This window comes from Rhodococcus pseudokoreensis, from assembly GCF_017068395.1.
Lineage (GTDB): Bacteria > Actinomycetota > Actinomycetes > Mycobacteriales > Mycobacteriaceae > Rhodococcus_F > Rhodococcus_F pseudokoreensis.
The window spans coordinates 424657-437309 of record NZ_CP070614.1; the positions used below are offsets into that span (position 1 = coordinate 424657).

The 12653-nt window shown below is 61.4% G+C and carries 11 protein-coding genes and 1 pseudogene; 10 read left to right on the plus strand and 2 right to left on the minus strand.

From position 1 onward, the window contains the following. Positions 1–11: 11 nt before the first annotated feature. Both JWS13_RS02030 and JWS13_RS02035 read right to left on the minus strand, forming a co-directional pair. On the minus strand, positions 12–1145 hold the full coding sequence (locus JWS13_RS02030; RefSeq protein WP_206004147.1) for an alkane 1-monooxygenase: 1134 nt from the start codon (positions 1143–1145) through the stop codon (positions 12–14). 106 nt (positions 1146–1251) lie between these two features. Next, positions 1252–1983 (minus strand): FadR/GntR family transcriptional regulator, encoded by a 732-nt coding sequence (locus tag JWS13_RS02035; RefSeq protein WP_241032010.1) that lies wholly within the window; start codon positions 1981–1983, stop codon positions 1252–1254. Positions 1984–2067: 84 nt separating this feature from the next. Between JWS13_RS02035 and JWS13_RS02040 the strand changes: the two genes are divergently transcribed. The 10 genes and pseudogenes from JWS13_RS02040 to JWS13_RS02090 all read left to right on the plus strand — a co-directional run bounded on the left by JWS13_RS02040 (position 2068) and on the right by JWS13_RS02090 (position 12642). Beyond that, on the plus strand, positions 2068–3132 hold the full coding sequence (locus JWS13_RS02040; protein ID WP_206004149.1) for an amidohydrolase family protein: 1065 nt from the start codon (positions 2068–2070) through the stop codon (positions 3130–3132). After that, positions 3129–4199, plus strand: coding sequence for a DODA-type extradiol aromatic ring-opening family dioxygenase (locus JWS13_RS02045; RefSeq protein ID WP_206004151.1), 1071 nt, complete (start codon positions 3129–3131; stop codon positions 4197–4199). Before JWS13_RS02040 ends, JWS13_RS02045 begins: the two co-directional genes overlap by 4 nt. Further along, a complete protein-coding gene (locus JWS13_RS02050) occupies positions 4196–5527 on the plus strand; it encodes an aromatic ring-hydroxylating oxygenase subunit alpha (RefSeq protein WP_206004265.1) in 1332 nt (443 codons plus the stop codon). Before JWS13_RS02045 ends, JWS13_RS02050 begins: the two co-directional genes overlap by 4 nt. Beyond that, positions 5524–6030: an aromatic-ring-hydroxylating dioxygenase subunit beta gene (locus JWS13_RS02055; protein ID WP_206004153.1), complete on the plus strand. Its 507-nt coding sequence runs from the start codon at positions 5524–5526 to the stop codon at positions 6028–6030. Before JWS13_RS02050 ends, JWS13_RS02055 begins: the two co-directional genes overlap by 4 nt. Beyond that, positions 6027–6803, plus strand: a complete 777-nt coding sequence (locus tag JWS13_RS02060) for an SDR family NAD(P)-dependent oxidoreductase (RefSeq protein ID WP_206004155.1) — start codon at positions 6027–6029, stop codon at positions 6801–6803. The genes JWS13_RS02055 and JWS13_RS02060 overlap by 4 nt, the downstream gene beginning before the upstream one ends. Positions 6804–7050: 247 nt before the next feature. Next, positions 7051–7356 (plus strand): annotated as a pseudogene (locus JWS13_RS45280) (4-hydroxy-2-oxovalerate aldolase); the annotation flags it as partial. 1 nt (position 7357) lies between these two features. Then, positions 7358–8212 carry an alpha/beta fold hydrolase gene (locus JWS13_RS02075; RefSeq protein WP_206004157.1) on the plus strand — a complete coding sequence of 285 codons (855 nt, stop codon included), beginning with the start codon at positions 7358–7360 and terminating at the stop codon, positions 8210–8212. A 57-nt stretch (positions 8213–8269) separates the two neighbouring features. Beyond that, positions 8270–9439, plus strand: a complete 1170-nt coding sequence (locus JWS13_RS02080; RefSeq protein WP_206004159.1) for a 2Fe-2S iron-sulfur cluster-binding protein — start codon at positions 8270–8272, stop codon at positions 9437–9439. A 140-nt stretch (positions 9440–9579) separates the two neighbouring features. Continuing rightward, entirely contained in the window at positions 9580–10689 is a 1110-nt protein-coding gene (locus JWS13_RS02085; RefSeq protein ID WP_206004161.1) for an NDMA-dependent alcohol dehydrogenase, read from the plus strand. Between the two features lie 270 nt (positions 10690–10959). After that, positions 10960–12642 carry an FAD-dependent oxidoreductase gene (locus JWS13_RS02090; RefSeq protein WP_206004267.1) on the plus strand — a complete coding sequence of 561 codons (1683 nt, stop codon included), beginning with the start codon at positions 10960–10962 and terminating at the stop codon, positions 12640–12642. The last annotated feature ends 11 nt before the right edge of the window (positions 12643–12653 follow it).

The following is a 12653-nucleotide window of genomic DNA, read 5'->3' on the forward strand; positions in this document are numbered from 1 at the left end:
TGGGTGCAGGTTTACCGGGCTGATTCGTGCGTAGCGGTGCCAGTTGCATCGACGGAAACCCATTCCGGCCAGCCGGCCCGCCGATTAGCGGCCATGGCCAACTCCTGTTCGGCGGGCGATGCGAACGTCTGATCCCAATGACGCAGTCGCGGCTTGGCGATGGTGGCGAACCACACTGGCGGCACCAATGCGCAGGCGAAGCATAGGAATGCGCTGGGCATCTGTGCTCCGTCCGTGCGCGGCGCAAGTTCGTAGAAGCGGTGCTTGCTGTCGAAATGGTGATCAATGTGAGTGGTGATCTCCATACCGAGGGGGCGAATAACTGCGCCGAGGTGGTTCCATGCGTGGTGCAGCTGGATGGGTGAACCGGGCACCCGGACCATGCCGTAATGCTGCAAGTAGTTGAAGCCCTCGGCCAGTAGTTTGGACAGCACCATCGCAGAGAACGCGACTGCTAGCCCGGTCCACCCAGCGAACACAACGACGGTTGTGCACAGTGCAATGATGAGACCGAGTTCGACGTACACGGCGTTGCGCGGGTGAAAGATCGACATGTCCCGCTTGCGGAGCGAACGCAAGCTGGTGAGCACACCGTCCTTCCATGCGCCGTATGACGCTGTCCAGAGGAAGGAGTAGATCACCTGCCCGCGAGGGGGTGTGTCACTGTCGGCAGCGGTGCACAGATCGAGGTGGTGAGTCAATTTGTGTCCGACGTCGCGGTTGGGATCGAGGTAGACCGTCCCGTACACCTTGGACAGGGCGACCGGAAACCAATGGCGCCTGTGCATGAGCTCGTGGGCGATGGGCAGGTTGGGCACCGCTCCGATCCAGCCGACGGAGAGCGCCATACCGAGGACTTGCAACCCATTCATGGCGCCGGATGCGCCACCGGTCCACTCTCCCAGCCGGTCGATGAACAAGGCCCATAGTGCGATCATCAGCGGCAGGTGGAGGAACAGAGGAATTTCGGCAAGAACTGGAACAGTGACACGACGGGACTTGTGATCGGGCGGCAGGAGTATGTCCAGTGTCATCAGGATCGGGAACGTCCCGATCCCGATCCAGGCCCACGATCCGCCGAGCGCCAGCCCCGCGATCGCGGCGGCGACCGTCCCTGACGTTATGTAGTACCGAAGTGCAAACATCGAATCTCCCGTTCGTTCCGTTTCTGATCGTTTTTGTTGTGACAAGCATTGTGCTACACGATGATTCGACCATTTACAAGCCTGATGTTCGGGAGGGCCTCACCTTCTACTCGCAGGCACGCTTGCCCTCCCGCACGAGATCCGCACTGTGCAGAACGATCGCCTTGTCGAATGCCTCCCGATTGCGCTCGGCAATTGCATCGACCATCGCGACGTGGACGAACACGCTGTGTCGCAGTACCTCTTCGTAACCGGGAACGAACACTGCGCGGGTGAGCCGGGCCGTGAGCAAAGCAACGATTGCCTGATGCATGCTGTCCAACACCGGAACGCGCGCGGCGGTCACCATCGTGCGATGCACTTGCATGACAGCGACGAAAAAATCGCACGGATCCACGGCGCGTTCCATACGAGACAGCTCCGTGCGCATCGAGGTGACGTCCTCGGTTGTCGCCCGATCGAATGCGATTGGCGTGAGTACGGTTTCCAGATGTACGCGTGCCTCGAACAAGTCACCTGGTGCGGGACCACCTTCGGTGAACCAGAAGTCGGTCGCACCCAGCCTTATCTGTGGTGGTTGGCTGGCAACGAAAATGCCGCCGCGGTTACCGGGCCGGACGCTCACGAGTCCGGAATCCCGCAGAATCCTCAAGGCTTCGTTGGCGATCGTCGGACTGATACCAAACCTGTCCATTAATTCGGCTCGGCGGCCCAGGTGCGTGCCTACCGCAAGATGGCCACCAAGTATCTCATCTTCCAGTTGACCTGCGACGACCTCCGCTCGTGAGCGGCGGGGACTCGAATCCGGGCTCACGGTGGTCTTGCTTTGTGCATGCACAATGGATAACTTAGAGCATGAAAGTGAGCTACGCCACTGTTTCCTCGGCCTGGGATCTAGGGTCGCAATACGCAAGGGGTTCTGATGCCAGGGTCTGCATGGACTGAGCGGCTGGCTGGCCTTCGTCCTGGTCGGTTCGATGTGCATACTCATGCCATCGATCCGGATCTACCCGACGTCGGTTCGGTGTACGGCGGCTCCTTCCCGTCCATCGAGCGCACGGGAACTCGAACGGCGCGGATGATCGTCGACGGTCGGGCCTATCGCGAGATCGACGAGCGGTGTTGGTCACCGTCCGCGCGTCTACGTGACATGGACGCCGAAGGTGTTGCCGTGCAAGTCCTGTCGCCGATTCCGGTGACACTGTGTCATGAGCAGCCGGCCGATGGCGCAGCCGAGCTCGCGAGGGTTCAGAACGACTTCCTGGCCGGCATGGTCGCCGAGGCGCCGCATCGGTTCCTGGCGCTCGGTGCGGTCCCCATGCAGGACCCGGCACGGGCCGTCGCGGAACTGACTCGATGCGTGCACGAATTGGGTTTTCTCGGCGTCGAAATCGGCACTCGTGTCGGAGATCTGGAGCTGGCGAACCCCGTTTTCCTGCCGTTCTTCGAGGCTGCATCCCAGCTCTCGGCGGTCATCCTGGTTCACCCCGTCGATCGCGCACTCGATGCGCGGCTCGGGCGGCTCGGGTTCGGTTTCGGGCTCGGTATGCCGTTCGAGACCTCGGTTGCCGCCGCTGCGCTCCTCGCGGCACGAACACTCGATGCCGCGCCGGGGGCACGCATCGTGCTCGCCCATGGCGCGGGTTCGTTCCCGGCTATCCTGCCCCGTCTGGACCGCGGGCAGCTTCTTGTCGACGCAGACATGGACGCAAGTCAGCTGGCCAGCGCCCGCGCCCGCCGCCTGTGGTGTGACTCGTTGACCTATGACGTCGCGAGTCTCGAGTTGGCGGTTGGCCGCTTCGGCACCGGTCACGTAGTGCTGGGCACGGATTATCCGTTCGCGGCGCGCGAGTGCCCGGCTGGAGCTGTATTCGACGGACTCGACACCGAGCTGCGGAGCCGCCTCGAGGGGATCAACGCCCAGGCATTATGCGCCGACGTCGGCGCAAAGCCACCCCACCTACAGCAAGAGAGGTTCCCCGCATGAGCGCATTCCTGGGTCTCGGGATTACCCACTACCCCATGATCATCGGCGCCGACAAACACATGGCCGGGATACTCCGATGGACGCTGCAAGATCCGGACATCCCCGCATCGGCGAAGGATCCCGGGAACTGGCCCGAGTCCATGGTCGCCGAGTGGTCCGACGACGACGGGACAGCCGCAGCCGCACACCATCGAAAAGCGTTGCGGGAGAATCTCGCGAAGTGCCGCGACGCACTGGACGAGTTCCAACCCGATCTGGTGATCGTGTGGGGCGACGACCAGTACGAGAACTTTCGCGAGGAGGTCGTCCCACCGTTCTGCGTGCTGGCGTACAGCGACCTCGATGTCCATCCGTTCGCCATGGTGAACGAACGGGGCAACCCCAACTTCTGGGGGTTGCCCGACGACACGACGTTCGTGCTCCACGGCGACGTCGATGCGTCCCGCTCACTGACCGACACGCTGATCAACGACGGCTTCGATATTGCCTACTCCTACCGAAAGCGCGAGGGTGCGCACTTCCCGCACGCCATCTTGAACACCCAACTCTTTCTCGACTACGACCACGTCGGCCAGGAATTCCCTTATCCGATCGTCCCGATCACGGTGAACTGCTACGGCGAGCACGCGATAGCGCGACGTGGCGGTTTCGCCCGATTCGCGGACATCGCCGAGGAGCAACTCGATCCTGTCGGGCCGTCCCCCAAGCGCTGCTTCGACCTTGGTCGTGCCATTGCCCGCGCGTACCGAGATACCGACAAACGCATCGCTTTGGTTGCCTCGTCGAGCTGGTCACACGCATTCCTGCACGACAAGGGCTGGCACATACGTCCCGACACCGACGCCGACCAGCGCCTCTACGACGCCCTGGTTGCCGGCGACTTCGACACCTGGCAGCAGATCACCGGCCGCGAGGTCGTCGACGCCGGCCAGCACGAGATGCTCAATTGGTTCTGCCTTCTGGGAGCAGTCGCCGAGCTGGGGCTGACACTGAGTTGGTCGACGCTGGTCCCCTCCGACATCTTCAACTCCAACAAATGTTTCGCAGTATACGAGGAGAAAGAATGACCGCGATCGAAACACCGCTCATCGAAGCTGCACAGCTCAACGGATCGAATTTGGTCCTGGACGAATCGGCCGAACGACGATTCCTGGTCGATCGCACAGCGATGACATCGCCCGAAATCTACGCAGCGGAGTTGAAGAAAGTGTTCGACCACTCCTGGCTCTACGTCGGCCACGAGTCGGAGATCCGCAATCGTGGTGACTACGTCCGGCGCCCGGTCGGGGGTCGGCCGGTCTTCATGGTGCGGGGAGCCAAGACCGGAGCGGTCAATGTCTTTCACAACAGCTGCACACACCGTGGCGCGGTCGTATGTCGCCAGGACAGTGGAAACAGCAAGAGTTTCCAGTGCTTCTACCACGCCTGGACCTTCAGCAGCGAAGGCAACCTCGTCGGCGTCCCGGGCCGTGATGCCTACCCGGACGATCTCGACTACGAGCAGCTGGGCCTCGCGCGGGTGGCCCGGGTGGAAAGCTACCGAGGGTTCGTATTCGCCAGCTTCGACCCCGACATCATCGACTTGGTCGAGTATCTGGCAGGTGCACGAGAGTACCTCGACTATGTGATCGACGCCCAGGGAGATCTGCAGATACTGGCCGGGACCCACGAATACGGCATGCAGGCAAACTGGAAACTCCTCGTGGAGAACAGCATCGACGGGTATCACGCCGTCCCTACCCACGACACGTATTTCAAATATCTCGCCGACCTCGGCACAGATCTGGCAGGGGGCGTGAATGGGGTGGCCCGTGACCTCGGTAACGGACACGCAGTCATGGAGTATTTGGCACCGTGGGGCCGGCCCATCGCCAAGTGGGAATCGATCTTCGGTGAAGCGGCCAATACCGAGATGGCGGCCATCCGCGCCGACCTGACCGCGAAGTTCGGCGAGGACCGAGCCGCGGTGATGTGCGACCACAACCGCAATCTGTTGATCTACCCCAACTTGATCATCAACGACATCATGGCCGTGACGGTGCGCACGTTCATGCCGACGTCGGCAACGAGCACCGACATCACCGGGTGGCAGGCGGCACCCCATGACGAGCTCCCCGAGGTTCGCCAGCGCCGCCTCGACAGCTTCCTCACATTCCTGGGCCCAGGAGGATTCGCCACCCCGGACGACATCGAGGCCCTCGAATCCTGTCAGCAGGGTTTCGCCAGTGGCGGTGTCGAATTCAGTGACATCTCGCGCGGAATGGGGCGGGATCCTCTCGCGACCGACGAGGAACAGATGCGTGCCTTCTGGAGACGGTGGCGCGACCAGATGGACGGCCAGAGACTCGACCAGATGGACGGCAAGAGACTCGACCAGAAGGACGGTCAGAGATGAGCACCGTAGTTACCACGCCACTGGCGCAGCTGACCCGCTCCGACGTCGAGGAGCTGCTCTTCCAGGAAGCAGAGTTGCTCGACGACTGGCAACTGAACACGTGGCTAACCCTGTATACCGATGATGCGCGGTACGTGATCCCGTGCACCGATGACCGGGACGCCAACCCGGCGTCGGCATTGGTGCTGATAGACGACAACCGGATGCGCATGCAGGCGCGTGTGGACCGGCTCAACAGCCGCAAGGCGCACCGCGAATACCCGCACTCCAATCTGCGGCATCTCGTCACCAACATTCGGCTCGACGCACCAGTCGGCGACGAGCTGCCGGTGCGAGCGTCGTTCGCCGTGTGGCGTTTTCGAGCAGGACGCGAAACGGTCTACGTCGGCCGCTACCACTACCGCCTCGTCCTGTCCGACGGTCAGCTTCTCATTCGCTCCAAGAGGGTCGAACTCGACATGACCGCGCTGCGCCCGGCCAGTGACGTCGCCGTGATCCTATGACCACAACCACGGAGCGGCGACAGGTCGCGGTAGTCACGGGTGCGGCAACCGGCATCGGATTCGGCATTACCCAGCGCCTGCTCGACGACGGCATCACGGTCGTCATGGCAGGACTGGATGTGGAGCTTCTGGAAAAGGCGCGTGCCCGGTTGGGTGTTCTGAACCGCACGGATACGTTCGCCGGTGATCTGTCGGCACCGGGGGTTTCCGAGGCGATGATCGAATCGGCCAGAACCCACTTCGGGCGGATCGATATCCTCGTCAACAATGCCGGCGGTGGTCTGATCGCGCCGACCCTGGAGCACACCGAGGAAACTCTGCAGGCCACCATCGACCGGAACCTGTGGACGACGCTGCGCTCGACATTGGCCGTGCTCCCGTCCATGGTGAACCAGGGTTACGGCCGGATTGTCAATATCGGTGCCGAGTCCGTCCGAAACGGACTCACCGACCACGCGGTATACAACGCCGCCAAGGGCGGGGTGCACGCCCTGGCCACCGGATTGGCCCGCGAATTCGCCCGTCACGGCATCACGGTCAACGTGGTCGCGCCGTCGTACACGCGAACCGACGAGATCGACGCGGCTATTGCTGGCGGACGGATCGGGCCGCGGTTTCGTAAAGTGCTCGACGACGCAACGTGTCTCATCCCGATGGGCCGGGGGGCAGAGGTGGACGAGATTGCGGCGGCGGTGGCGTTTCTCGCGCGGGAGGATTCGCGATTCATCACTGGTCAGATCATCAGCGTCAACGGCGGAAGCAGCATGAGTTGACCACCGTAGACAACGTCGACTCGGCGGCCCGCCGCCTCGTACCGCGTCGAACTCCCGGGTGCCGTGCAAGCTGGTGCGGGACTTGTTCGCAGTGGGCGATATTCGCAGGTGCCTATGCCGCGCAGAGCGCAGTGATCAACGCTCGCTTGGTGGCTGGTCCGCGGATTGTGGGGACGCAAGATTGGGCTGACCAATCCAAATGTGCAGTCCCAGCTCGGCGTCGATCGTGGCAAACATTTCCGGGTGACAGCACAACTGCGACCTTTTTGCGTTGCAGGATGCCGCCGACGACCTCGTCCGCCCGCTACAGAACCGCGCCGTCCAGGTCGACCGGGAAACCCCTCACGTTCAGGTACGAGCGTGTACTCAAGCTTTCTGCGGCACGCCGAGAAAGCTGCATCTACGTACCGTCTCGACACCCGAGACATCCTCTTTGGAGGTCCGGCGGCGCTGACTTGTCGGTGGCCAGGAAGACATGATCGTCGACGCCGCGCTAGATCTCGCCAAAGCAGCAGCAGCAGCAACAGCAGCAGTAGCAGTAGGAGCATCCTGAGATGACACATACCGACCTCCACACGTCTGATCCAGCCATCGGCGCGCACATCGTCGTCGGTGGAATCACCACGAACTACCTCGACGCCGGCGACGGTGGCGGCACGCCGGTGGTCCTGTTACACGGCTCGGGACCCGGTGTGTCCGGGTACGCGAACTGGCGGCTGACCATACCGACCCTTTCAGCCACGCGCCGGGTCTTGGCTCCGGACCTTGTCGGGTTCGGCTACACCGAGCGACCGGACGGGCACCACTATGTGATGGATACCTGGGTCGGGCAGGTCGAGGATTTCGTGGATGCAATGGGCCTTGACAGCTATTCATTGGTCGGTAACAGCTTCGGGGGTGCCCTCGCCCTGAGAATAGCGACTAAACATCGAGACCGGGTCCAACGTTTGGTCTTGATGGGCAGTGTGGGTGTGCCGTTCGAGATCACGGCCGGCCTTGAGGAGGTGTGGGGTTATGAGCCGTCGGTGGAAGGGATGCGCCGCGTGTTGGACTATTTCACGTATAACCGTGCTTTGATCGATGACGACCTCGCCGCCGCGAGATACCGGGCCAGTATCCAGCCAGGGTTCCACGAGTCGTACGCCGCAATGTTTCCTGCTCCCCGTCAACGCTGCCTCGACGCGATGGTGACAGACGACGACGCCATCCGCGCCATTGCATGCCCCACGTTGATCGTGCATGGACGCGAGGACGAAGTTATCCCTGCAGCGACGTCTCATCGTCTTTTCGAGCTGATACCCGATGCACGGCTGCACATGTTGGGACGATGCGGTCACTGGTCCCAGATCGAGCATTCGGCAGAGTTCAACCAGCTCGTGGCTGGGTTCCTTGCCGCGGGTGACCGTTGACCGAAATCTCAGCCCGTTGCGCACAACCCATTCACCGGACGAGAAGGGAAGATGAACATGGCACGCTTCTTCGGCCGTGGCCGTGGCCGCGGGCCGTCGGAACCGCGCACCGTCACGATATCCCCGACAGGAAGAGTGTTCGAAGCGCCGGGTACGGAGTCGATCCTGAACGAGGCTCTGGCCGCCGGTATCCCCTTCCCCTACAGTTGCACTGTGGGTACGTGCGGGACCTGCAAATCCAAACTCATCCGTGGCAGAGTTCGCGAAATCGTCTATCCCGAAATTGCTCTCACCGCTGAAGAGCTGAGTGACGGCTATATCCTCTGCTGCCAGAGTGTCGCACGCACGTCCCTCGACTTGGATGTCGCCGGCCTCAGTGAGATGCCGGACCATCAGTTGGTCACCGCGCAAGGCACTATCTCGGCTCAGCGATCGTTGATGCACGACGTCACGGAAATCGTTGTCACATTCGACAGTGACTTGGAATATTCGGCGAGTCAATATGCCGAACTGCGACTCGCCGACGTTACGGGTCCACGATCGTACTCCTTCGCCGAGGCCCAGTCCGACGTCGACCACCGAAGGGTGACGTTCTATGTGCGCCACGTTCCCGGTGGAGAGTTCACGGATTGGTTGTTCTCCGCGGATAGGGTGGGAACAGAGCTCAGCGTGGCGGGTCCCTTTGGCGACTTGTGGCTTCGTCCATCGGAATCGCCGATACTGTGCGTAGCAGGCGGCAGTGAGTTGGCTCCGATCAAGGCGCTGCTGGAGGAAGCCAGTCGACACGGTTGCGATCGCGAAGCTGTATTGGTGTTCGGTGCGAGAGCACAGCAGGATCTCTACTGCCTGAACGAGATAGACGATCTCAGTACGTCGTGGACGGGATCGTTCGCATTTCAGCCGGTCCTATCGCAGGAGTCACCGGACTCGGACTGGACGGGTGCTCGTGGGCTGGTTACCAGTGTGCTTTCGGGTCTGTCTCGCGAGTTCTTGAATTCGTGTCACGTGTACACCTGCGGTCCTCCGGTCATGATCGATGCATTGGAAGACGCATTCCGTGAGGTGCGCAGCGGGTCGAAGTACTTCTATGTGGATCGATTCGTGACCCGTATTTGCCGTTGCCGCCCAGTCGGTCTGAGCCGAACCGAGCTGCAGGTCGTTTCTTGTGATGAAAGAAACGATTTCGGTTATACCGGGGGCCCGCGTTGCAAAGCCAGCGGACTGTGACGCGAATTCGGCCCGGAAGGCCTCGCCAACTACCAACAACTGCAATCGATCTACTACCCCCGCCTAAACGCATCCGCAACCTGCGACAGCACAGAGCCTCTCATCTGTTGAGCCCAATCAGAATCTAGGAGAAATCTGCTATGAAGACTCGCGCCGCCGTCCTGTGGGATCGTGAAAAGGAATGGACCGTCGAGGAGATCGAGCTGGACCCGCCGAAGGCCGGTGAAGTGCTGGTGAAGATGGGTGGCAGTGGCCTCTGCCATTCCGACGAGCACGTCCGATCCGGAGATCTGCCGTGGCCATTGCCGATGATCGGCGGCCACGAGGGTGCAGGAACGGTCGAGGAGGTCGGCCCCGGCGTCGAAGGGCTGAGAGCTGGGGATCGGATCATTTTCGGATTCATCCCGGCGTGCGGGCGGTGTGCCGCGTGCTCGGCCGGAATGCAGAATCTCTGCGAGCTGGGAGCATATCTCGGCACCGGGACCCAGATTTTCGATCACACAGCACGTCATCACGGACGTGGTCAGGACTTGGGGTTGATGTGCTTGCTGGGAACTTTCGCCGAGCATACGGTCGCGAGCGAAGCCAACTGCATCAAGATCGATGACGACGTCCCGCTCGACACCGCCTGCCTCCTTGGGTGTGGCGTGATCACCGGGTGGGGTGCTGCCGTCAATACCGGCGAGGTCGGCGCGGGCGACACAGTGGTGGTGGTCGGTGCGGGTGGCATCGGGATCAACGCCGTACAGGGCGCGGCCCTTGCCGGTGCGGAGCACCTCGTGGTCGTCGATCCGGTCGAGTTCAAACGAACAAAAGCAATCGAACTCGGCGCAACTCATGCTGTCGCTACCAGCGAGGAGGCCACGGCCCTGGTCAGCGAACTGACACGCGGGAAGATGGCCGATGTCATCGTCAACGCCATGGGCGTGGGGTCCGGTGACCAGATCGGCATGAGTTTGGCGATGGCCGGCAAACGTGGACGTGTCGTGGTGACCAACCTTCATCCCGTCACGGAGACTCAGGTGAATATGAGTGCGCTCGACCTTGTTCTGTACGAAAAGCAGCTTCGCGGTTCGCTGTTCGGTTCAGCGAATCCCCGAGCTGACATTCCTCGGTTCTTGGATCTGTATCGCAATGGCAAGCTCAAGCTCGATGAGCTCGTCACCACGAGGTACTCCTTGGACGAGGTGAACGTCGGCTATGAAGACATGCTCGCAGGTCGCACCATGCGGGGTGTCATCTCCTTCTAGTCCGAATTTGGTCGGAGACAGACGAATCAAAGTCGTGGACAGTAGGACAATGCCAAACATGGTTGAGGTGGGTCCCCATTATCGTCCTCGTGCTGGGCGGACAGCGGGCGGGGTCGGGCATCGCTGTGTGTCCCGTATTGCTGGCGCTTGAGGTGTTCCCTCCTCACGATCCGAAGAAATGGACGGTACGAAACGGGGCGATCATCGAAACCGGTGGCCAAGTCATCCCCCGAGTCTGTCAGCGTCCGATCGCAACAGAGTGAGCAGGAAATGACTTATGTAATCACGCAGGCCTGCTGCAACGATGCGTCATGCGTCGCTGTCTGCCCGGTCGACTGCATTCATCCGACGCCCGATGAGGCGCCGTTCATGACTACGGAAATGCTGTACATCGATCCCGCGTCGTGCATCGATTGTGCAGCGTGTGTCTTCGAATGCCCGGTGGACGCCATCGTCTCCAGCGACGATCTCGAGGACGACGCCAGGCCGTACCTGGATATCAACGCGTCGTTCTACACCAAGTACCCGATCGGTTCTGGCGGTGCTGCGCAGCCGAATTCGCCGAAGAAGGAGTTTGACTTCTCATCCTTGCGCGTCGCCATCGTCGGTTCGGGCCCTGCTGGCAGCTACGCGGCGGGAGAGCTGCTTAGGCGCCGTGGCGTGGAGGTGAACATGTTCGACCGCCTTCTCACGCCTTATGGACTGATCCGATCCGGAGTTGCCCCGGATCACCCGGGGACAAAAGCCATTACCGATGTCTTCCGATCCATGGGTACTATGCAGGGCTACCAGCTGCACCTGGGAGTCGAGGCAGGCAAGCATCTCAGCCATGACGAACTTCTTCGCCACCATCATGCGGTGATCTACGCTGTCGGTGCATTGAGTGACCGGCATCTGGGCGTGCCCGGTGAGGATCTGCCCGGCTCGTATGCGGCAACAGAGTTTGTTGCGTGGTATAACGGCCACCCTGACTACGCCAATCGCCAGTTCGATCTGTCGAGCGAGCGTGCGGTAGTCATCGGCAACGGAAACGTGGCTCTGGACGTCGCCCGCATCCTTGTTTCGGACGTTGATCAGCTCGACCTGACCGATGTCGCGGATCACGCGATTGCGGCATTGCGTAACAGCAACATCCGAGAGGTCGTGATTGTTGGACGACGAGGGCCCGCGCAGGCCGCCTACACGACCCCGGAGTTCCTTGCTCTGAGATCACTTCCCGACGTCGATATCGTCATTGACTCTGCACACGCCGACCTCGATCCACACAGCCAGCGGTGGATCGATTCGGGCGAGGCCGAGCCCTCGGTCCGAATCAAGGCTGAGCTTGCCCATGAGATGTCGAGCGCCCGCCTGAAAGATGCGAAAAGAAGAATCGTGTTCCGCTACCTCGAGTCCCCTGTCGAAATACTAGGCGAGGAGCGTGTGGCCGGTGTCCGGGTCGTACGCAACGTACTCACGGAGGATAGTGATGGATCACTGCGCCCCGAGGCATCTGATCAGTTCGAGACCATCGAGGGGGGATTGGTCTTGCGATCGATCGGTTACCGCGGCACCGCAATCGCGGGCGTGCCCTTCGACGAAGCACGCGGTACATTCCCAAACACCGGCGGCCGCGTCATAGACCCTGAAACAGGCGATGTCGTCACGGGAGTGTATGCAACAGGGTGGATAAAGCGAGGTCCTTCGGGTGTGATCGGAACAAACAAGAAGTGCGCAGCGGACACAGTCGAGGCACTGCTTGCAGACTTCGAGAAGGCGCAACTTGTCACACCTGTGCAGGATCAGGCTGCTCTCGTTTCACTAGTACGTGAACGGCAGCCAAACGTCGTCGATTTCGATGGCTGGACTCGGATAGACAAGGCGGAGAAGGCAGCTGCCGGTACTCGTCAACGATCCAGAGTTAAGTTCGTCGATGTTGACAGCATGCTCGCCGCCGCTCGCGGGAACAGATGATGAAAGAGGGA